This window comes from Citrobacter sp. Cf132 (assembly GCF_030333885.1).
Classification (GTDB): Bacteria; Pseudomonadota; Gammaproteobacteria; order Enterobacterales; family Enterobacteriaceae; genus Citrobacter; species Citrobacter freundii.
Window position 1 is genome coordinate 74,506 of sequence record NZ_JAOWFA010000054.1, and the last position, 21,573, is coordinate 96,078.

Annotated in this window: 18 protein-coding genes and 1 riboswitch; of the genes, 8 read left to right on the forward strand and 10 right to left on the reverse strand. The window is 52.4% G+C overall.

Features of this window, described 5'->3' with window-relative positions:
* Positions 1 to 4: 4 nt before the first annotated feature.
* Both OGV85_RS11670 and OGV85_RS11675 read right to left on the reverse strand, forming a co-directional pair.
* Positions 5 to 355: a glycoside hydrolase family protein gene (locus tag OGV85_RS11670; RefSeq protein WP_003023330.1), complete on the reverse strand. Its 351-nt coding sequence runs from the start codon at positions 353 to 355 to the stop codon at positions 5 to 7.
* A gap of 86 nt (positions 356 to 441) precedes the next feature.
* Complete coding sequence (locus OGV85_RS11675) at positions 442 to 981, reverse strand: GNAT family N-acetyltransferase (RefSeq protein ID WP_003023332.1); 540 nt, start codon at positions 979 to 981, stop codon at positions 442 to 444.
* A gap of 167 nt (positions 982 to 1,148) precedes the next feature.
* Between OGV85_RS11675 and OGV85_RS11680 the strand changes: the two genes are divergently transcribed.
* On the forward strand, positions 1,149 to 2,738 hold the full coding sequence (locus OGV85_RS11680; protein ID WP_061547451.1) for an STY4199 family HEPN domain-containing protein: 1,590 nt from the start codon (positions 1,149 to 1,151) through the stop codon (positions 2,736 to 2,738).
* 27 nt (positions 2,739 to 2,765) lie between these two features.
* Here OGV85_RS11680 and OGV85_RS11685 read toward each other — a convergent pair whose 3' ends face one another.
* The gene (locus OGV85_RS11685; RefSeq protein WP_061547452.1) at positions 2,766 to 4,415 is read right to left on the reverse strand and encodes an alpha,alpha-trehalase; all 1,650 of its coding nucleotides are present in this window, start codon (positions 4,413 to 4,415) and stop codon (positions 2,766 to 2,768) included.
* Between the two features lie 427 nt (positions 4,416 to 4,842).
* Here OGV85_RS11685 and OGV85_RS11690 point away from each other — a divergent pair, with 427 nt between their 5' ends.
* A complete protein-coding gene (locus OGV85_RS11690; protein WP_003023339.1) occupies positions 4,843 to 6,237 on the forward strand; it encodes a cytochrome-c peroxidase in 1,395 nt (464 codons plus the stop codon).
* A 158-nt stretch (positions 6,238 to 6,395) separates the two neighbouring features.
* A complete protein-coding gene (gene tnpA / locus OGV85_RS11695; RefSeq protein ID WP_057063024.1) occupies positions 6,396 to 6,830 on the forward strand; it encodes an IS200/IS605 family transposase in 435 nt (144 codons plus the stop codon).
* A gap of 78 nt (positions 6,831 to 6,908) precedes the next feature.
* Here tnpA and gorA read toward each other — a convergent pair whose 3' ends face one another.
* Together gorA and OGV85_RS11705 are read right to left on the reverse strand one after the other, a co-directional pair.
* Positions 6,909 to 8,261, reverse strand: a complete 1,353-nt coding sequence (gorA, locus tag OGV85_RS11700; RefSeq protein ID WP_048218803.1) for a glutathione-disulfide reductase — start codon at positions 8,259 to 8,261, stop codon at positions 6,909 to 6,911.
* Between the two features lie 104 nt (positions 8,262 to 8,365).
* Positions 8,366 to 9,208: a 23S rRNA (adenine(2030)-N(6))-methyltransferase RlmJ gene (locus tag OGV85_RS11705; protein WP_003023347.1), complete on the reverse strand. Its 843-nt coding sequence runs from the start codon at positions 9,206 to 9,208 to the stop codon at positions 8,366 to 8,368.
* A 208-nt stretch (positions 9,209 to 9,416) separates the two neighbouring features.
* Here OGV85_RS11705 and prlC point away from each other — a divergent pair, with 208 nt between their 5' ends.
* Complete coding sequence (gene prlC / locus OGV85_RS11710; protein WP_061547453.1) at positions 9,417 to 11,459, forward strand: oligopeptidase A; 2,043 nt, start codon at positions 9,417 to 9,419, stop codon at positions 11,457 to 11,459.
* 8 nt (positions 11,460 to 11,467) lie between these two features.
* Entirely contained in the window at positions 11,468 to 12,217 is a 750-nt protein-coding gene (gene rsmJ, locus OGV85_RS11715; protein WP_003023353.1) for a 16S rRNA (guanine(1516)-N(2))-methyltransferase RsmJ, read from the forward strand.
* A gap of 105 nt (positions 12,218 to 12,322) precedes the next feature.
* Here the strand turns inward: rsmJ and OGV85_RS11720 are convergent, their stop codons facing one another.
* A complete protein-coding gene (locus tag OGV85_RS11720; protein ID WP_061547454.1) occupies positions 12,323 to 13,522 on the reverse strand; it encodes an NAD(P)/FAD-dependent oxidoreductase in 1,200 nt (399 codons plus the stop codon).
* 232 nt (positions 13,523 to 13,754) lie between these two features.
* Here OGV85_RS11720 and OGV85_RS11725 point away from each other — a divergent pair, with 232 nt between their 5' ends.
* On the forward strand, positions 13,755 to 14,258 hold the full coding sequence (locus OGV85_RS11725) for an RrF2 family transcriptional regulator (protein WP_003023361.1): 504 nt from the start codon (positions 13,755 to 13,757) through the stop codon (positions 14,256 to 14,258).
* Between the two features lie 48 nt (positions 14,259 to 14,306).
* Here the strand turns inward: OGV85_RS11725 and dtpB are convergent, their stop codons facing one another.
* On the reverse strand, positions 14,307 to 15,779 hold the full coding sequence (gene dtpB, locus OGV85_RS11730; RefSeq protein WP_003023364.1) for a dipeptide/tripeptide permease DtpB: 1,473 nt from the start codon (positions 15,777 to 15,779) through the stop codon (positions 14,307 to 14,309).
* Between the two features lie 281 nt (positions 15,780 to 16,060).
* Positions 16,061 to 16,498, reverse strand: a complete 438-nt coding sequence (uspA, locus tag OGV85_RS11735; RefSeq protein ID WP_003023368.1) for a universal stress protein UspA — start codon at positions 16,496 to 16,498, stop codon at positions 16,061 to 16,063.
* Positions 16,499 to 16,890: 392 nt separating this feature from the next.
* On the opposite strand from uspA, the gene uspB reads away from it, so the two are divergent.
* On the forward strand, positions 16,891 to 17,226 hold the full coding sequence (uspB, locus tag OGV85_RS11740) for a universal stress protein UspB (RefSeq protein ID WP_003023371.1): 336 nt from the start codon (positions 16,891 to 16,893) through the stop codon (positions 17,224 to 17,226).
* 64 nt (positions 17,227 to 17,290) lie between these two features.
* Here the strand turns inward: uspB and pitA are convergent, their stop codons facing one another.
* Positions 17,291 to 18,790 (reverse strand): inorganic phosphate transporter PitA, encoded by a 1,500-nt coding sequence (gene pitA / locus OGV85_RS11745; protein ID WP_061547455.1) that lies wholly within the window; start codon positions 18,788 to 18,790, stop codon positions 17,291 to 17,293.
* A 229-nt stretch (positions 18,791 to 19,019) separates the two neighbouring features.
* Here pitA and OGV85_RS11750 point away from each other — a divergent pair, with 229 nt between their 5' ends.
* Entirely contained in the window at positions 19,020 to 20,213 is a 1,194-nt protein-coding gene (locus OGV85_RS11750; protein ID WP_057101814.1) for a BaiN/RdsA family NAD(P)/FAD-dependent oxidoreductase, read from the forward strand.
* Between the two features lie 38 nt (positions 20,214 to 20,251).
* Here OGV85_RS11750 and OGV85_RS11755 read toward each other — a convergent pair whose 3' ends face one another.
* The gene (locus OGV85_RS11755) at positions 20,252 to 21,265 is read right to left on the reverse strand and encodes a magnesium transporter (RefSeq protein ID WP_003837796.1); all 1,014 of its coding nucleotides are present in this window, start codon (positions 21,263 to 21,265) and stop codon (positions 20,252 to 20,254) included.
* Between the two features lie 55 nt (positions 21,266 to 21,320).
* A riboswitch (M-box (ykoK) riboswitch) is annotated at positions 21,321 to 21,504 on the reverse strand.
* Positions 21,505 to 21,573: the final 69 nt, after the last annotated feature.

Below are 21,573 nucleotides of genomic sequence, written 5' to 3' on the forward strand. Positions count from 1 at the left end.
ACAGTCAGAACGTTTCTGGCTGTGAAATAACCCCCAAGCAGAATTCTGCAGCACAAAACCGGCTTATCCCCACGCTGAGCATCCACGCAATTAACGCTTCCTGTTGAAACCTTTCTTTTATTTGCGGCATTTTCTGGTGTATGAATTCCTCGCAGATTTCCAGATCCGCGAGCAGTAGTGTTTCTGCCTGCGTTACCGAAACAGGCGCAGGAAAGCTTTCATCGGATGTGATTTCGTGCCCGTAGCCAATCACCCAGACACCATTTTTGTCCTGATACTTTTCCAGTGACAGGCCTTGCCATTGTTTAATAAATGCAACACAGGCGGGCGTGAAATACGTTGAATGGAGTGGCATATTCATCTCTGTACAAAGAGACCTATTTTAAGAAACCACCCTCGTTACGCCAGTTGCCATACAGCCAGTTTTTTCAGCAAAACGTCTTATGCTGCGGGTGGCTGATAGTCGTGTTTTAACAGGCCGAAAATCCAGTCATCATTCCAGTTTTGATGCAGCCAGTAGCTTTCCCGCAGCGTGCCTTCGTGAATGAACCCGACCTTTTCCAACAGACGCCGTGAGGCTTCGTTTCCTGCGGTGACACAGGCCGTCAGCCGGCGTAGCCCTCCGGTGGTAAATGCAAAATCGCAAACTGCATGCAGAGATTCAGTACCATAACCTTTCCCCTGCGCTTCAGGGGCGAGCAGAAAACCGACCTCGGCACATTCATTGTTCTCATGAATATATCCAGTTACCCCAAGCGGTGCTCCCGATGCCTTATCGCACAGGACCAGACATAGCCAGTGCGGGCTGCCGGGAGACCATTCAGGCAGGCGGGAGTTGAAGGCTGTCCGTATCTCTTCTTCACTACGCGTGTCAGCGACAAAGCGCATCACATCTGGATTCTGCTGTAGCGTTAAGAAGAACGTCCAGTCATTTTCTGTCAGTGGGCGGCAGAGCAGACGTGATGTTTGCAATACAGGCACAGGCTTATCTCCAGAATAATTTTCAATGATTGTGCGGAAGTCACTGTAAAACTTATTTATTTGCTATATGAATGTGTTTTAGTCTACATCGGCACAACGTTGCGTTTAAAAAAGATAATTACATACCATGATGAGGCCGCACGTTTTGGGTCCTTTTAGGGAAGATGATGACCAATAGCGCGTTACAAGCGACATGTACACCCTTTGAACATTGTCTGGGGATTATCCGTCAGGCGTCGACAGAAATATTACTGCTGTTAGGCGTACATGTCACAGAAGGCAAAGACCCTCGGTGGTTTCTCGAACAACTGGATCAGGCACGACTGAATCTTGGCGGCTGGGGGGCTGTCGCCAGACGGTTGCAGATGAATGATGCGCAATTGAGCCAGTTCACTCTGCGGCTACGCCATCTTCAACGGAGTGTACCCCAATATGAAAATGGCCAGGACGTCAGTGAAAACCAGCTGATTTCAGCGCTGCGCTTTGTGGCCTCTCTGGAACAATTACGCCAGCAACAGCCCATCCTGAAGTATCAAACCGAAATTACACCTGTAGAGCCGGATGCTCAGATGCGGGCGCAGCGTCAACTTCGCGCAATAGAATTAACCCTCAAATCCCTGATTGCGCGGGTATGGCCGGATCAGCATCCTCTCAACAGCTTTCTGAAACAGCACTTTGGCGGTGAACGTCTGCGTCGCTGGCTAAAGTTGGGCGAAGGACGAGATGCGCTGGACGGTATGATGTTTAGCGAGCTGGCACTGATGGTCGTCGATAAGAAATTATTTGTTCGCCACTTTACGCAGATTTTTAACGATACCTCGGTGCTGATGTCGTTTGTTGAACCGCGCATCACGCTACGCATGTTTTTGGATGATTGCCGCCTGGCTCGTAACTGCGTTATCGCGCAGCAGCCGCTGACGTCAGTACAATTGCTGTTGCTGGACTACCAGTACCGGCAGATAACTCATCCTGTGCAACGGGCATTTGAAGAACGGCGTACGCGCATTAATCCTGCGTCGTATCTGGAATCTGATGAGTCCATGGTCCGCCAGTTTTGGGAAACGGCAAAGCAAAAAGACGAGCAAGCGGGAGGCGATAAGCATGAAATCGCAGACAGTATTGATCCGCCGGAGAAGCGGGCCAAACGCTCGGCGGAAGAACGTGAACAGCTGATTTCCGGCATGTTGTGGGTAGCGGTTGGCGTGATGGTGCTGGCGATTTCGCTGGGTGCGTTCTGGTTATTCACTTCGCCAGCGCCACAGGCGTCATCCGGACAATCCGTTGAAATTGTGCAGGAGGAACCGCGACGTGACGCCCCCAGCGCGCGGGAGGCGGTGACCCGAATGGGTATCACCTGGGATGCCTTTAACATGCGGGCGGCTATCGATCGCAATGACACCCGCGTGACGTCACTGTTCCTGCAGGGTGGGATGGACTGGAAGCTGGCGTGGACGGAGCAGGCGTTCTCAGCGGGCAATACCGAGGTGTTGAGACTGCTGCTGCGTTACCCTTCGCAGATGGATGAAAGCAAACCATGCCGACAGTTTATGACTACGCTCAGCCATGCGATGTCGAATGGGGCGTCACTCACATCGCTGCATAAAAGTTATCTGCAAAGTTTTTGTTCCGTGCCTGCGGTCGTTGCGCGTCAGCAATATGATCTTGAGCAGGCCGAGCTGCGTGTTCGCGCCCAGCCAAGCCCTGAGAACAAGAAATGGCAGAAAATTCACGCCGAGTTGTACGATGCGATTAACTGACATCCTGATGACTCAGACCGTCAGCCGCTAGGGTTCGCCATACAAACCGATGAGTCGGCGCACCACGCCATTGGTCCAGCCAAAGCCGTCCTGCAACGGATATTCCCCGCCGCCGCCTTCGCGCGGCGCTGCGTCGGCTATGTGGTATTTTTCGATAAGCTTGTGGTGTTCCTGATAAAAGAGATTCACCGTTTTCAACCAGTTACGGGCGATTTCATCCCCGAGATGGTCGTCACCGTACAGTTTGAAGCCCTGGATCGCCATCCACTGCAGCGGCGCCCAGCCGTTCGGTTTATCCCACTGTTCCCCAGTTTCATGCTCCGTGGCTAAAATACCACCGGGCGTGAGCAGGCGACTGCGAACCGCGTTAGCAAGCCGGTCGGCTTGTTCATGTGTTGCCATACCGACATACAGCGGCACAATACTGGCGGCAGAGAACAGGGCCATTTGTTCGCGCCGCCAGTCGTAATCGCGATAGCAGCCGTTTTCATCGTCCCACAGATAGCGGTTTACCGCATTGCAACGGTCACTGGCTTTCTGGCGAAACTGCGCTTCCGTTTCTTTGTCGCCTTTCAGCGCGGAAATATTGGCGATAGTGCTTTCCAGCTTGTAGAGGAAGGCGTTCAGATCAATCGGGATGAACTGCGTGGTGCGTATGCTGGCAAGGCGGCCTGCATCGCGTAGCCAGCGCGAGGAATAATCCCAGCCGGAGGCCGCGCCCGCGCGCAAATCCCGATACACTTCATTGGGCGGACGACCCGAATGCTTGGCGGTCTCAACGTCTTCAAGCCATGATTCATCACGCGGCGTATCACGATCGTCCCAATAGCGGTTGAGCAGAGAGCCGTCCGACATTCTGATCACGTGACGGTAGGCCTGGTTGAGCACCAGGGAATCGGCGCCATCCATCCAGAATGCGTATTCCATTTTCAGATGTTCAAGGTAGCGACGCGCGCCGCGTACGCCATCCTCTTCAAACAGTTCCACCATCAGCGCAAAGACCGGTGGCTGCGAACGGCTCAGGTAGTAGGTACGGTTACCGTTGGGGATGTGACCATAGTTTTCAATCATCCAGGCAAAGTTATCCGCCATACACTTCAGCAGATCTTCGCGGCCGCTCTCTGCCAGACCCAGCATGGTAAAGTAGGAATCCCAGTAGTAGGTTTCGCTAAAACGTCCGCCGGGCACAATATATGACTGCGGTAACGCCAGCAGCGAGGACCAGGGAATGTGATCCTGCGGCTCGCGCGTCAGCACAGGCCACAATTGATCGATATGCTCTTTCAGCGAGCTTGCCGGATCGGACACATATTCACTGGAGGGCGTTTCCGGTAGCCAGAAATGGTTCTCGACAAAGCGTCGCAGATCAAAGTCGCGGTGGCGTTTAACTTTGCGATAGCGGATCAAAATGTCCAGTGGGTCCATTTTGGGCGCACAATCAGGGAAGGTTTTGCTATCAGCAAATAGTTTGGATGACTGGACGTGTTCAAACAGCTCGAGGTAACGATCGGCGGGGGTTAACGCATCTGACGCGGGTAACCCTGCAATCATCTCCGGCTCTGGCTCTGCCTCAATCATTTCATCCAGCTTTAACTCGCACGGATCCATTTCATAAAGCAGATCGATATCGATCGTCATTTCTTCTGAAGGGGCGTGGGGTAGTTTCTGGTTGAGCATAATGAGAAAGACCTCCGATGGACGTTGAAAGATTAAGGCTATTGCCCGGTCGTCAGTTAAGCGTAGACATTCGCTTCGGTGTCTGGTGAGTAAAGCGTGCGGTTGATCACATTTTAGTGCTGCATATTATTTAGAAAATAAGACTATCCCAATGAATATAATGAAGAATTCATAATTCTGCGTGACCTGAAGATATTTCATTTTCAGAACATTCGATTGCAACGAGTTGTGAACGGAAAACCATAACGGCTTATCTCCGTAATAGGCACAGGCTATTCTATCGATAGTTATCCCCCATGTAATTGATTGATACTTATCAAAATAATAAATCACTTACTTTCTATGATGGTTAAGTCTGATAAAGACTATGCACTCATTATTCTAATTTTTCTGGGTCACAATAACTCACAACGGTGAGGGTAAAATAATGAAAATCATTACCCGTCTTACCGCGATAGCCATAGCTGGCGTCGTGATTTGTTATTTTGGATTATCCGGTTATGTGTGGTATCACGATAATCAACGTAGTAAACAGGCAGATGTTCAGGCCTCTACGCTGGAAGAAAATAATAAAGTATTAGGTTTTTTACGCGAAAAAGGATGCGATTATTGTCACACGCCTTCAGCTGAATTACCTTTCTATTCTTCTTTTCCTGTCGCTAAGCAGTTGATGAATTACGATATTCAACTGGGGTACAAATCATTCAATCTTGAGGCCGTTCGTGCGGCGCTGGTCGCAGATAAACCCGTTTCGCAAAGCGACCTGAATAAAATTGAATGGGTGATGCAGTACGACACCATGCCGCCGACGCGTTATACCGCACTGCACTGGGCCGGCAAGGTAAGCGATACGGAGCGAGCAGAGATCCTGGGCTGGATTGCGAAACAGCGCGAGCAGTATTACGCCAGTAACGATACCGCCGTGCAGCATCGTAATGAGCCTGTGCAGCCGATACCGGAAAGCATTCCGACCGATGCCCGCAAAGTGGCGCTGGGCTTTACGCTTTATCACGACCCGCGTATTTCCGGTGACAGCACGATTTCTTGCGCGCACTGCCATGCCCTGAATGCGGGCGGCGTGGATGGCCGCAAAACGTCAATCGGCGTAGGCGGCGCGGTTGGTCCTATCAACGCGCCGACGGTATTTAACTCTGTATTCAACGTGGAACAATTCTGGGATGGTCGAGCACCAACATTGCAGGCGCAGGCAGGCGGCCCGCCGTTGAACCCTATCGAGATGGCGTCTAAATCCTGGGATGAAATTATTCAGAAACTGGATAAAGATCCGCAACTCAAACAAGAGTTTATCGCGGTTTATCCGCAGGGATTCAGCGGAGATAATATTACCGATGCGATTGCTGAGTTTGAGAAAACGCTAATTACGCCAAATTCGCCGTTTGATAAATGGCTACGCGGTGATGAAGCGGCGTTAACCGCCCAGCAGAAACATGGCTATCAGTTGTTTAAAGATAATAAGTGCGCGACCTGTCATGGCGGTATTATTTTAGGCGGGCGTTCATTTGAGCCATTGGGTTTGAAAAAGGACTTTAATTTCGGCGAGGTCACTGCCGCAGATATTGGCCGCATGAACGTCACTAATGAATTACGTGACAAGCTGCGTCAAAAAGTCCCTGGCTTGCGTAACGTTGCGCTGACCGCGCCTTATTTCCATCGAGGTGATGTGCCTACGCTCGACGGTGCGGTAAAACTGATGCTGCGTTATCAGGTGGGTAAAGAACTGCCGCAGGAAGATATCGACGATATCGTGGCGTTTCTTGAGAGTCTGAACGGGGTGTATACGCCGTATATGCAGGGTAAATAAGAGAAAACCGGATGGCAAAGCGCCATCCGGTATTTTATTGTCACCCCTAAACCACCTCCTAGGGAGGTGGTGATTGATCCTGTAAGGCTATAGCCTGAAGAATGCCCATGCCGGAATATCTCTGCTTACTCACCACAAGTAAAAGGAGACAAACCAACATGGGGCTTTACAGGAGTTCATCACATGTATATTGGCGTTGCAAATACCACATAGTCTGGACACCAAAATATCGATTCAGGATCCTCAAAGACAAGCTGGGCAAGGAGCTTTACAGGACAATCTACATTCTCTGCGGAATCAAGGATTGTGAAGTTCTGGAGTTAAATGTCCAGCCAGATCATGTACATCTAGTCGTCATCGTCCCACCTAAAATCTCAATATCAACGCTAATGGGCCATTTGAAAGGTCGCAGTGCCATCAGGCTCTACAATCGTTTTCCACACATCAGGAAGAAGCTCTGGGGAAACCATTTTTGGTCGCGTGGTTACTTTGTATATACGGTAGGAGTGAACGAGGAAATTATCAGAAGATATGTGCGGCATCAGGAGAAAACGGAACAAACACATGAACAACAGATGGAATTGCTAGAGTAGTAAGCGAAAGGTGAAAGTAGCCCCCCTTACAGGGGGCATTTTCAAAAGCCACCTTCTAAGAAGGTGGTCTTTTACTGATTAACGCATGGTAACGAACTCTTCTGCTGCCGTTGGGTGAATCGCAACGGTGTTATCAAAGTCTTTCTTGGTTGCGCCCATTTTCAGTGCGACCGCGAAGCCTTGCAGCATTTCATCCATTCCAAAACCAATACCGTGAATACCGACAATCTTCTCTTCCGGACCGACGCAAACCAGCTTCATGCGGCACGGCTGACGGTGCGTGGTGACAGCGGTATACATCGCGGTAAACGATGATTTATACACTTTTACCTGGTCATCGCCGTGCTGTTCGCGAGCCTGCTGCTCGGTCAGGCCGACGGTGCCAATTGGCGGATGGCTGAAGACCACAGTGGGGATGTTGCTGTAGTCCAGATGTTCGTCCGGTTTGTTGTTAAACAGACGCTCGGACAGGCGACGGCCCGCGGCAACGGCAACCGGCGTCAGCTCAACGGCGCCGGTATTATCGCCGACGGCATAAATACCCGGCACGCTGGTGTTCTGGAATTTATCAACGACGATGTAGCCTTTTTCATTGGTTTTCACGCCAGTCGCTGCCAGGTTGAAGTTATCAGTGGCTGGTTCACGACCAATTGCCCAAATCAGGCAATCTACCGTTTCGCTACGACCATCTTCCAGTTGCAGGGTCAGGCTGCCGTCAGCGTTTTTAATGACCGCTTTCGGAATCGCGTGAGTATGCAGAGTCGGGCCTTCGGCGTTCATCACTTCAACCAGCGTGTCGACGATCATCGGGTCGAAGCTGCGTAGCGGCGCGTGTTTACGCACGAACAGATGCGTTTGGGCACCCAGGCCGTTAATCACGCCTGCCAGCTCAACGGCGATGTAACCTGCGCCGACGACCGCAACGCGCTTCGGCAGCGCGGGCAGCTCAAAGAAGCCATCGGAGTCGATCCCGTATTCCACACCCGGAATGTTCGGATGGCTCGGGCGACCACCGGTAGCAATCAAAATATGATCGGCAGTAATGGTTTCACCGTTCACTTCAATGGTTTTGGCATCCACAAAGCGGGCAAAACCTTTAATCACATCGACATTATTTTTGCCCAGCACATTGTCATACGAGGTATGAATACGATCGATATAAGCGGTACGCGTGGCGATCAGTTTATCCCAGTCGAACTTATTGATGGTGGTGTCGAAACCGTAATCCGGCCCGTACATGTGGATCGCTTCGCGAACCTGGGCGGCATGCCACATCACTTTCTTTGGTACGCAGCCCACGTTAACGCAGGTTCCGCCTAACTCTTTGGCTTCAATGAGTGCGCATTTCTGGCCGTACATTGCTGCACGGTTAATGGAGGCAATACCGCCGCTGCCGCCGCCAATAGCGATGTAATCATAGTGCTTGGTCATGACCGCTCCTTCATGTTCATTGTAGGGCGGAGAAGCGTTACGCCATCCGCCAAAATATTCGCGATTGTATACCTGATATTAAAAGGTTCCACCGATGGCTGCGATTACTCCGGCACGATCCAGCTTACCGAGGTATGACCGGTTCCTGCCGGAACCAGTTTGCTGTGCAACCACGGCAGAACGTTGTTCATCTGCTGCTCCAGCTTCCACGGCGGGTTAATCACAATCATGCCAGACGCTGTCATACCGCGCTGATCGCTGTCCGGGCGCACCGCCAGTTCAATTTGCAGAATTTTGCGGATGCCGGTGTCTTCGAGATCGTGGATCATGCGCTTGATTTGTTGGCGCAGAACCACCGGATACCACAGCGCATAGGTGCCGGTCGCGAAACGCTTGTAGCCTTCGTTAATACCGGTGACCACCGCCTGGTAGTCGCTTTTGATTTCGTAGGGTGGATCGATAAGGATCAGCCCACGACGTGAAACCGGTGGCAATTTTGCTTTCAGCTGCTGATAACCATCGGCTTTGGCCACGCGTGCGCGCTCATCTTTCTGGAATTCGCCGCGCAGCAGAGGAAAATCACTCGGGTGCAGTTCAGTTAATTGCAGGCTATCCTGTTCGCGCAGCAGCTGGCGAGCAATTAACGGAGAGCCCGGGTAGTAGCGCAACTGACCGCTACGGTTGAAGTGTTGCACCACGCCAATGTAGGGTTCCAGTTCGGCAGGCAAATCGTCCTGCTGCCAGATACGGGCGATCCCTTCCAGATATTCACCGGTACGTTCGGCATGCTCACTGCTCAGCTGATAACGGCCAGCACCAGCATGGGTGTCCAGATAGAGAAACGGTTTTTCTTTCTCTTTGAGCGATTCAATGATCAGGCTCTGGACGGTGTGTTTCAGGACGTCGGCGTGGTTGCCTGCGTGATAACTGTGGCGATAACTGAGCATGGGTAATGAAATTCCGCTGAAATGACGATTTGCCACAGTTTACAGCAGATCGGCACAGATTACCCGTAGGCCCGGTAAGCGCAGCACCACCGGGCGTCTTTCCGTCACGGTTAGCATTGAAATCCTCTACACTTAACCCCATTGTACAAATTAATATGCACAGCGCCGGATACGCGCTTCATTCACTCTTTTCAACAGGACCGCGCTAATGACCAATCCATTGCTGACTCCCTTCGAACTGCCGCCGTTTTCTAAAATTCAGCCTGAGCATGTCGTGCCTGCCGTCACTAAGGCGCTGAACGATTGCCGCGAAAACGTTGAACGTGTGGTTGCGCAGGGCGCGCCATACACCTGGGAAAATCTCTGCCAGCCGTTGGCGGAAGTTGACGATGTGCTGGGGCGTATTTTCTCTCCTGTTAGCCACCTGAACTCGGTGAAAAACAGCCCGGAACTGCGTGAAGCCTACGAACAAACGCTGCCGCTGCTGTCTGAATACAGCACCTGGGTTGGACAACATGAAGGTCTGTACAAAGCGTACCGCGACCTGCGTGATGGCGATCATTACGCCACCCTGAGTACCGCGCAGAAAAAAGCGGTCGATAACGCGCTGCGCGATTTTGAGCTTTCTGGTATCGGTCTGCCGAAGGAAAAACAGCAGCGTTATGGTGAAATCGCCACCCGTCTGTCTGAACTCGGCAACTTGTACAGCAATAACGTCCTTGATGCCACGATGGGCTGGACGAAGTTAGTCACCGATGAAGCCGAGCTGGCTGGTATGCCGGAAAGCGCGCTGGCTGCGGCGAAGGCCCAGGCGGAAGCCAAAGAGCAGGAAGGCTATCTGTTAACGCTGGATATCCCAAGCTACCTGCCGGTGATGACCTACTGTGACAACCAGGGACTGCGTGAAGAGATGTATCGCGCTTACTCCACGCGCGCGTCTGACCAGGGGCCGAACGCTGGCAAATGGGACAACAGCCCGATAATGGAAGAGATCCTTGCGCTGCGCCACGAACTGGCACAGCTGCTGGGCTTTGAAAGCTACGCCTTTAAATCTCTGGCTACCAAAATGGCGGAAAACCCGCAGCAGGTCCTCGACTTCCTGACCGATCTGGCGAAACGTGCCCGTCCGCAAGGGGAGAAAGAGCTGGCCCAGTTGCGCGCCTTCGCCAAAGCGGAATTTGGCGTTGATGAGCTTCAGCCGTGGGACATCGCCTACTATAGCGAGAAACAAAAACAACACCTCTACAGCATCAGTGACGAGCAGCTTCGTCCTTATTTCCCGGAGAACAAAGCCGTTAACGGTCTGTTTGAAGTGGTTAAACGTATTTATGGCATCACTGCCAAAGAGCGCACCGATGTTGACGTCTGGCACCCGGAAGTTCGTTTCTTCGAGCTGTATGACGAAAATAACGAGCTGCGCGGCAGCTTCTACCTCGATCTATACGCCCGTGAACATAAACGCGGCGGGGCGTGGATGGACGACTGCGTCGGCCAGATGCGTAAAAGTGACGGCACGTTGCAAAAACCGGTTGCCTACCTGACCTGTAACTTTAACCGTCCGGTGAACGGCAAACCCGCGCTGTTTACCCACGATGAAGTGATTACCCTGTTCCACGAGTTCGGCCACGGTCTGCACCATATGCTGACCCGTATCGAAACCGCGGGCGTTTCCGGTATCAACGGTGTGCCATGGGATGCGGTCGAACTCCCGAGCCAGTTTATGGAAAACTGGTGTTGGGAGCCGGAAGCGTTGGCGTTTATCTCTGGTCACTTTGAGACCGGTGAACCGCTGCCGAAGGAACTGCTGGATAAAATGCTGGCGGCGAAAAACTACCAGGCGGCGCTGTTTATTCTGCGTCAACTGGAGTTCGGTCTGTTTGATTTCCGTCTGCACGCGGAATTTAACCCGCAGCAAGGGGCTAAAATCCTCGACACGCTGGCGGAAATTAAAAAACAGGTCGCAGTGGTGCCGGGCCCAACCTGGGGCCGCTTCCCACATGCCTTCAGCCACATTTTTGCTGGTGGCTACGCGGCGGGTTACTACAGCTATCTGTGGGCCGACGTGCTGGCGGCAGATGCCTTCTCTCGTTTCGAAGATGAAGGGATTTTCAACCGTCAAACCGGACAATCGTTCCTCGATAACATCCTCACCCGTGGCGGTTCTGAAGAGCCGATGGAACTGTTCAAGCGCTTCCGTGGCCGTGAACCACAGCTGGATGCAATGCTGGAGCATTACGGGATTAAAGGCTGATTATTCACGTGAAAATCTGCTTAGTCGATGAAACAGGCGCCGGAGACGGCGCCTTATCTGTTCTGGCCGCCCGCTGGGGACTGGAACACGATGAAGATAACCTGATGGCGCTGGTGATGACGACAGCACATCTGGAGCTGCGCAAACGCGATGAACCTAAGCTCGGCGGTATCTTCGTCGATTTCGTGGGCGGTGCGATGGCCCATCGGCGCAAGTTTGGCGGTGGCCGCGGTGAAGCGGTGGCGAAGGCGGTCGGCATTAAAGGCGATTACCTGCCGGATGTGGTCGATGCAACCGCAGGGCTGGGGCGCGATGCGTTTGTACTGGCCTCGGTAGGCTGTCGCGTACGAATGCTGGAACGTAATCCGGTGGTTGCTGCGCTGCTTGACGATGGCCTGGCGCGCGGGTATGCCGACCCGGAAATCGGTCCGTGGCTGCAGGAGCGTTTGCAGTTGATTCACGCGTCGAGCCTGACGGCGTTAACCGATATCACGCCGCGCCCGCAGGTGGTGTACCTCGACCCGATGTTCCCACATAAGCAGAAAAGCGCGCTGGTGAAAAAAGAGATGCGCGTGTTTCAGTCGCTGGTGGGGCCGGATCTGGATGCGGATGGGCTGCTGGAGCCTGCTCGTCAGTTAGCCACCAAACGAGTGGTGGTGAAGCGTCCGGACTACGCGCCGCCGCTGGCGGATGTCGCCACGCCGAACGCGGTAGTTACAAAAGGGCATCGGTTCGATATTTATGCGGGAACGGCATAGGCCAGATGGTCAGCTATAGTGCCCGATGGCGCTACGCTTATCGGGTCTACAGTTCGGTGCCGTTAGTAGGCCGGATAAGGCGGTAGCCGCATCCGGCATCATGGGTTAAACAAACGGTGCCAGCGGATCGGCAATCTCAAACGCTACCGCGCGGTCCGCCTTCGGCGGGTAAATCAGCTCGCTGACAATCGACACCTTCAGCTTTTTCGCTTCTGCGCGCGTCAGTTTCACCTGCTGATCCCATCCTTCGCTATACACCGCACCCCAGGCACCAAGATCCAGGCAGGTGACGTAGTTTTCCTGACGATATGGCAGTGGTGTTATGTTTAACAGGTCTGCCGCGGCATTATTACCGGCGAATTTACCCAGCAAGATGGCGTGCTGGCAGGTCATCAGCGCATGATTGCCTTTGTCGTCGGTGGCGGCATAGGCTACATCGCCAGTGGCGTAGATATCATTGTGACCCACAACCTGTAGATTGGCATTGACATGCAGACGGCCCTGGCGATCGCGCGGGGCGTTAATCTGTGCTGTCAGGCTATTAGCCTGTACGCCGACGGTCCAGATAACTGTCTGGGAAGAAATCACCTGTCCATCTTTCAGCGTGACGCCAGAGGCATCCACGCACTCTACTTCCGCATTGACCAGCCACTCGACGCCCAGTTCAGCAGAGGCTTCGATAATCACGTCACGTAATTCCTGGCTCCAGCGTCCACCCGGCTGAGCGCCGCGTTCAACTACGACAACTCTGGTCTTAGCATCAGCGCCCAATATTTCGCGCAAACGACCTGGTAATTCCAGCGCCATTTCAATGCCGGTAAAGCCGCCGCCGCAGACCACTACCGTATTGCGAGCCTCACTTTCCGGTTGTAATGCCAGATCGTTAATGTGCTGCTCCAGTACGGCGGCGCTCTCAAGTTGGTCGAGGTCAAACGCGTGCTCGGCGGCACCGGTGACGGCGTCGCGGTTTACGTGACTTCCGCTGGCAAGCACCAGGCGGTCGTAGCGGCGCAGATGAATGTCACCGTTGGCATCTTTCCAGCTCACCTCTTTAGAGTCCGGGAGGATTTGCTCGACGTGACCTTGCAGGAAGTTGACGCCGGTAACGTCAAACAGCGGTTGCAGTGGTGCGACCAGCGTATGAACGGCGCTTTCATAAAAACGTGGGCGGACACGCAGCTCTGGCTGTGGCGCAATTACTGTAATATCAATGGCCTGCTGATGTTTATCCGCCAGTCGTGCGGCGCTTAATGCTGCCCACATACCGGCAAAGCCGGCGCCCACGATCAGAATTTGTTTACGCATTGGAGTTTTCTCACTGGTGACTACGAGTTATTTACTCGGATTTTATTTGTCGTAGTTATGAATTGCAATGCGATTGAACTCCTTTTTGCCTCAAAGGGTGAGGATTTTTTATTATCTATTTGATAAATATGTATTTAAAGTTTTATTGTGAAGAGGGGTTACTTTGCTGTCTGGAATGAGTGAAACGAAAAAGCTACAATAAACTCAGATTAATTTTTACTGAGATAAGAGAATGGCATTCTACAGTTCTGGGGTTGAGTACGGCATTCATAGCCTGATGTGTATGGTCGACAGTAAGGGCGACGCGCGGGATATGAGCGTGCGGGAAATTGCCGAACTGCAAAGTGTGCCATATGACTATCTGGCAAAAATTTTCACCCGTCTGTCCAAAGCGGGTCTGGTGCGCAGCATTGAAGGCAAGGGCGGTGGTTTCCAGTTAGCTAAACCTGCTGAACACATCACTGTGCTGGATGTGGTGAATGCTATTGATGGTGATAAGCGCATCTTTGAATGTCGTGAAATTCGCCAGCGGTTGGCGGTATTTGAGGAGCATCCACCAGAGTGGGCCTGTGAAGGCATTTGTGGTGTGCGTTCGGTAATGGACATGGCCCAGCAGCGGATGGAAGAAGCGCTCGGTCAGCATACGATTCTGGACTTGGCGCGCAAAATGTACCGCAAAGCGCCGGACACCTTTGTGGTGGAAGTGCAGGAGTGGATAGACGCGCGTAAAGGGTAGTGAGTGAAAATGCCGGATAGGGCAATAGCCACCATCCGGCACTGAAGGTTATTGTTCGGTGCTCGGCGTATTAATCATGCGGTTCAGCCATGGCACCATAATCGCCATCACCACCGTTACGGCCAGGGTCACCAGACCAATCTTACTGAAGACGTTGGTATAGATAGGCAGCGTTTGCAGCGGGTCGGTGATGTTCTCTGGTACGGCGGTGAACGTCGCGACATAACCCCCCATCAGGAAGGCTGCTGCCTGGGTCAGGAACCACATCCCGAGAATAAAGCCCATCAGGTGTTGTGGCACGAGAGCGGCGACCATAGCCAGCCCCAGGGCGCTAATCAGCAGTTCACCCAGGCTCTGGAACAGATACACCAGCACGATAAACCACGGCGACGTCAGCCCCTGCGCATCGGCAAACCACATTCCGGCTGCAGCGGCGGTCAGGAAACCCAGCGAGCACAGGAACATACCGAGCGTAAACTTCATCGGCATGGTCAGGTCTTTACCTTTGTTGCCCAGACGGGTATAGATTGCGGCCAGTACCGGACTCGCCAGTACCACCCAGAACGGGTTCAGCGCCTGGAAGCTTACCGGGTTGATGGCGAAACCAAGAATTTCATGGTGCACGTTATTGATAGCAAAGAAGTTCAGCGAAGTTGGCATCTGCGCGTACAGCACGTAGAACACCACCGCTTCCAGCATCAGGATAAAGGCCACAAACATTTTGTTGCGCCCGGTTTTATCCAGTTTGAAGGCCTGACGGAAGAAGATGATCGTCACGGCAATCGACAGGACGATCAGCACCAGGTTGGCAATCTGCACGTTGTGCATCAGCCAGGCGCAGATAAATACCATCACTACCGTTCCGGCCAGCACGCAGAATAGATTACGGAAATTCAGCGGCTTATGGTCTGGCTCTGAACCGATATTCTTCACCATTCCACGGCAGGCAAAGTAGACCAACAGCGCGACAATAAGCCCGGCCCCGCACAGATTATAGGTCACCGCATAGCCAAACTTATCGGCAATCACCGGTGCCAGCGACAACGACAGCAGTGAACCGATGTTAATCGACATATAAAACAGGGTGAAAGCACCGTCCAGACGGGCGTCTTTCGGTGGATAGCATTTTGACAGCAGGCTTGCCGGGTTGGCTTTAAACAGCCCATTACCGACGGCAATGGTACCCAAAGCAATAAAAATCAGGTCGGGCTTAAGCAGTGACATCCCGGTCATGAAGTAGCCGATCGCCAGCACAATGGCGCCGAGTACCAGCGTGCGCTTGGTACCTAACAGATGGTCGCCGACGTAGCCGCCGATCGAGATCAGGCCGTAGACCAGCGCGGCAAATGCACCAAAGGTGACAAATGCCTGTTCCTGCGAAAAACCGAGCTGCTTAACAAAAAATACCGCCAGGATGCCCTGAACGCCGTAATAGCCAAATCGTTCCCATAATTCCACAAAGAAGATCATGAAGAACGGACGAGGTTGCTGCAGCAAGCCCGTAGGTGCAGTTTTATTCATATTCCATCGCCTTTCAAAGCCATCCCGAAAAGTATGAACGCGTATGCTTAAACGCGCCGAAAAAGTCTTATTTTGTTATAGACTGCGGTTATTGGCCGCAGGAGTAGAGTATTATAGAGATAGTTTTCGATCCAATTAGTTGATCACACTAATTATGATTTATTTGTTGGATTGATGTACTAATTGTGTCTGAATGATAAAAACAAAAACGCCCGCAAAGGCGGGCGTTTACAGGCTTAACGACTTGTAGCGCGTCGGGTTATCTCCCGACGGCCAGCGTTTTATGCTTCTTCGTCGTCACGCAGCGGAACAATCAGCATGTCGACGTGGACAGTGTTGATCAGTTGGCGCGCGGAGGACATTAGCTTGCTCCAGAAATCCTGGTGATGACCACAAACGACCAGATCCATGTCGTATTTTTTGATGGCATCAACCAGAACCTGACCCAGGTCGCCGCTACCGCTCAGGGTTTCGGTGATAGGGTAGCCTGCGTTGGTGGAAAGCTCGGTTAGCGCGTGGTGGGTTTCTTCAGAAATGCGTTTCTGCATGTCGCCCAGATTCACGTCGATAAGCCCGGTGTACAGGTCGGAATAGTTTACGTCAACGTGGATAAGGGAGACTTTAGCATTGTAAGGCCGCGCCATAGAGACCGCTTTTTCAACCAGAACTTTGCTTTCCGGAGAAAGATCAACCGCGATAAGAATGTGTTTATAAGCCATAGTGTTACTCCTTCCATAAGTTGTCGATGACTAGCCTGCTGGCGTTTACCTGCCGCCGCGTCATCCGCATCCTGCGAACCTTGCGCGCGGGGCTAGCCCAGTCGTAAAAACGTACCATATAAGGACTATCCTTACATTATAGCGACCAGGATAATCCGTCAATCCGCCTTGCTTGCCAAGCAGTTAAACAAATTTTTTAGTTAATTGCATTGATAGCGATTAACCTTCTGGCAAAAAAATTAACTAATCTCCTACACTATCTAGAGAGGCGTTCGGATGCGTGATACTAATACGAACGGTTCGGCTGTACTCTTCACTGAATGGTTTGGCAGGGTATCGGGGAGCGGTAGTCCCGGAAAGGAGTTCCGTGGGCGGGTCGCCGGGGAGGAGGTATGATAAGCACCATTGCATTGTTCTGGGCTTTATGTGTCGTTTGCATTGTTAATATGGCGCGCTATTTTTCTTCGTTACGCGCACTGTTAGTGGTACTTCGTGGTTGCGATCCATTGCTTTACCAGTATGTAGATGGTGGGGGCTTTTTTACCTCGCATGGGCAACCGAACAAGCAGATGCGTCTGGTGTGGTATATCTACGCTCAGCGTTACCGCGATCATCATGATGATGAGTTTATTCGCCGCTGTGAGCGGGTTCGCGGTCAGTTCATCCTCACCAGCGCGCTATGTGGCCTGGTGCTAATCAGCATGGTTGCGCTGATTATCTGGCACTGATGCCAACGACAGATACAAAAAAAGCGGGTCAGAAAACTGACCCGCTTTTTTACCGTGCATTCGCTTAGATAAGCTTCAGAGAGAGCCAGTAAAGCCCGCCGGAAAGAAGAATTGCGGCTGGCAGGGTGAAGACCCAGGCCATCAGAATGCTGGTCACCGTTTTACGCTGTAAACCGCCGCCATCAACAACCATCGTCCCCGCAACGGAAGAAGAGAGAACGTGGGTGGTGGAAACGGGCATACCGGTGTAACTGGCGAGACCGATAGAGACTGCGGCAGTCATCTGTGCCGACATCCCCTGGGCATAGGTCATGCCTTTCTTACCGATTTTCTCACCAATGGTGGTGGCTACGCGACGCCAGCCGATCATGGTACCAATGCCCAGCGCAAGTGCGACGGCCATAATGATCCAGATAGGCGCATACTCAATGGTGCTCAGCATGTCAGCTTTCAGTTTTTTCAGCAGACGCTGATCGTCAGTGCTTACGCCAGGCAGCTTAACCACTTTATCCGTGGTATCAGAGATGCACAGCATAATACGGCGCAGCTGACCACGCTGTTCGACGCTTAACTTGTCGTAGGTTTCCAGGTTCGCCAGCATACCTTTCGCACGTTCCAGCGCGTTGATGGTATTCGCCGGGTGGCAATGGAACTCTGTCGTCGTCGCTGGAGCCGCGTCCGTCGGGGACGGAATCAACTGGTCTACGCCTGTGGCCTGTTTAAGCAGGTCAGGACGCTGCTGGAAGAAGACTTCGACGTTATTGATGGCATCACGGGTACGGGTAATCTCGTAACCGGAAGCATTCATATTCACCACGAAGCCCGCAGGCGCTACGCCAATCAGCACCAGCATCACCAGACCAATGCCTTTCTGCCCGTCGTTAGCGCCATGAGAGAACGCCACGCCGATAGCGGAGAGGATTAGGGCAATACGCGTCCAGAACGGCGGCTTTTTCTTGCCATCTTTCTTTTCACGTTCTGCTGGCGTCAGGTGGATACGGGCACGTTTTTTCGTACCGCTCCAGTAGCGACGCAGAATGAAAATAAGACCACCTGCAACCACCAGGCCGACAATCGGCGAGATGATAAGCGAGGCAAAAATACCCATTACTTTCGGAATGTTAAGTGCATCTACCACAGAAGTGCCGGTCATCAGCGCATTGGTTAAACCAATACCGATAATGGCGCCAATCAGCGTGTGGGAGCTGGATGCAGGCAAACCAAAGTACCAGGTACCCAGGTTCCAGATAATTGCCGCCAGCAGCATGGAGAACACCATGGCGAGGCCATGTGACGATCCCATATTGAGCAGCAGATCCGTTGGCAGCATATGCACGATGGCATACGCCACGCTGAGACCGCCCAGCAAAACACCAAAGAAGTTGAACACCGCAGCCATGACCACCGCCAATTGCGAACGCATTGCACGGGTATAGATCACGGTTGCGACAGCATTGGCTGTATCATGAAAGCCGTTAATCGCTTCGTAGAACAGCACAAAAGCCAGAGCAAGCAATAGTAAAAGCCCGGTATGTAAATCCAGGCCAGCAAACAAATGTAGCATAGGACGTTACGCCATTTTGAGGACATGAACGCGGCGCATTATCAGTGACTTTGGCGGCGCGGGCAAAGTGAAATATAGAGTTTTTTTGATTTGTCTCCTGCTTTGTTTTACACCACTAAAGAATTATCCTATATATTTCAGATAAATACCCTTTATCGGTAGTTTGGTGCTGGTGCGACCACTGAGGAATCTTTACAATTCACACCCGCTTTTTAGAGAGGATCGCAACGTGGAAAGGTTTGATACCGTTATTATAGGCGCTGGCGCAGCGGGTATGTTTTGTGCCGCGCAGGCAGGACAAGCAGGTAGTCGCGTACTGCTGATTGATAATGGTAAAAAGCCAGGGCGTAAGATTCTCATGTCTGGCGGGGGACGCTGCAACTTTACCAATCTTTATGTCGAGCCTGCCGCCTATTTGAGCCAAAACCCCCATTTTTGCAAATCGGCGCTGGCGCGTTACACGCAGTGGGATTTTATCGACCTGGTGGGCAAACACGGTATTGCCTGGCACGAAAAAACGTTGGGTCAGCTGTTCTGCGATGATTCCGCCCAACAAATTGTCGATATGCTGGTGGCCGAGTGTGAAAAAGGTAACGTAACTATGCGGTTACGTAGCGAAGTCCTGAGCGTCGAGCGAGAGGGTGATGATTTCATTCTCGAATTGAACGGGATGACCGTGGGCACGAAAAAGCTGGTTATTGCCTCCGGTGGTCTCTCTATGCCGGGTCTGGGGGCAACGCCGTTTGGTTATAAAATTGCCGAACAGTTCGGTCTGAACGTATTGCCAACGCGCGCAGGGCTGGTGCCCTTTACGTTGCATAAGCCACTGCTGGAGCAGCTTCAGGTGCTCTCTGGCGTGTCGGTCTCCTCTGTTATCACCGCCGAGGACGGCACCGTCTTTCGTGAAAATCTGCTCTTTACACACCGCGGGCTTTCTGGTCCGGCCGTACTGCAGATTTCCAGTTTTTGGCAGCCAGGCGAATTTGTCAGCATTAATTTGTTGCCGGATGTTGACCTTGCGAGCTTCCTCGATGACCAACGCAGCGCCCACCCTAATCAGAGCTTAAAGAATACGCTTGCTATGCAGTTGCCAAAACGTCTGGTGGAATGTTTACAGCAGTTAGGGCAAATCCCGGACGTCTCGCTGAAACAGCTTAACGTGCGCGATCAACAAACGCTGGTTGAGACGCTGACCGATTGGCGGGTGCAGCCGAACGGTACGGAAGGGTATCGTACCGCTGAAGTCACGCTGGGCGGCGTTGATACCAATGAGCTTTCATCGCGCACGATGGAAGCACGTAAAGTGCCGGGACTCTATTTTATCGGCGAAGTGATGGACGTTACCGGCTGGTTGGGAGGCTATAACTTCCAGTGGGCATGGTCGAGTGCCTGGGCGTGTGCGCAAGATTTAGCGCCAGCCTGACTGTGACGCCCGACAACCTGAGCTGCCGGGCGTTATCATTAGTTCAGACCAAGAAAGTGCTGGGCGATTTTAAAGTAGATAATTAACCCGGTACCGTCGATAAGCGTGGCGATAAACGGGGCCGAAACCACGGCGGGATCAATGCCGATACGCTTGAGCACCATGGGGATCACTGATGACACCACGGCGCTCCACAGCGTAATGCAAACCAGCGTCAGGCTGACGATCAGCGTGATTTCCATGCCGATGCCCATCATCCACGCGCGTAAGCACCCTGCCAGGCCCAGCGTCAGAGCGATCAGCAGCGAAGTTGAAACTTCTTTGCGGATCACCCGGCCCATATCGCGCAGCCGCACTTCTCCCAGCGCCATTGAACGTACCAGCGTCGAAGTGATCTGCGTACCGCTGTTGCCGCCAGTACCAATTAATAGCGGAATAAAAAAGGCCAGGGCAATTGCGGATTCCAGCGCCTCTTCAAAATGCTGAAGCACGCTGCTGGTATAGGCTTCTGCGACAAACAGCAGCAGGAGCCAGACCGAACGTTTTTTCCACAATGTCCACGGACTAATTTCCAGATAGGGTTTTTCCAGCGGTAGCGTGGCGCCCTGAAGCTGAACGTCTTCAGTAACATCATCTTCCTGTAGATGAGCGATCTCTTTTTCCATCAGACAACCGACCAGCTCACCTCTCTCAACGACAGCAACCAGATCGACTTCGCGTTCGGCTAACTCGGCAACGACCTGCGCCCGTTCATCATCAGGCTTTACATGAAATAAACAGCTGTCCGTAAGATGGTTGATGTTCAGCGACGTATCTTTTTCCTGCAATAAGCGCTTGATGGATAACACCCCGCGCAGCGCTTTTCCGGCCACAACAAAGACCTGGCCTGGGATGTCATCCGTTGTGAGTTGGGAGACAAAGTACTCGCGAGCGCCGTTCACGCTGAGATGGTCCGGCAGAGTAATAAAATCGGTGCGCATATATTGGGCGATAGCGTCGCCGTTGAAATCCGGCATAGGATGATGAGCGGCGCAGAGTGGCATAGATGACATGGTGTAATTCCCTATAAAAATCTCTCATAGGGGCGAACAAGACAGGGTTAGCGCAGGCAGATCCCTACGTCCTGGTTTTAGCACTGAACAACGTATCTGCCCGATGGTGAAATCGTCAGAAGTTACCTTGGCAACACCTTGATTCGATGGATGCCTGTATTTCCCTGAGTGGTCTCTCTCGATACCAGCAGGGCGGTAACTTGTATTTGTACAGGAGCCTCGCCATAACGAGATCGGTAAATGAGCCGCTATTATAAGGATGCCTAATCATTGATTATGTTTATAGTTGCGATTGTTTATCAATCGTT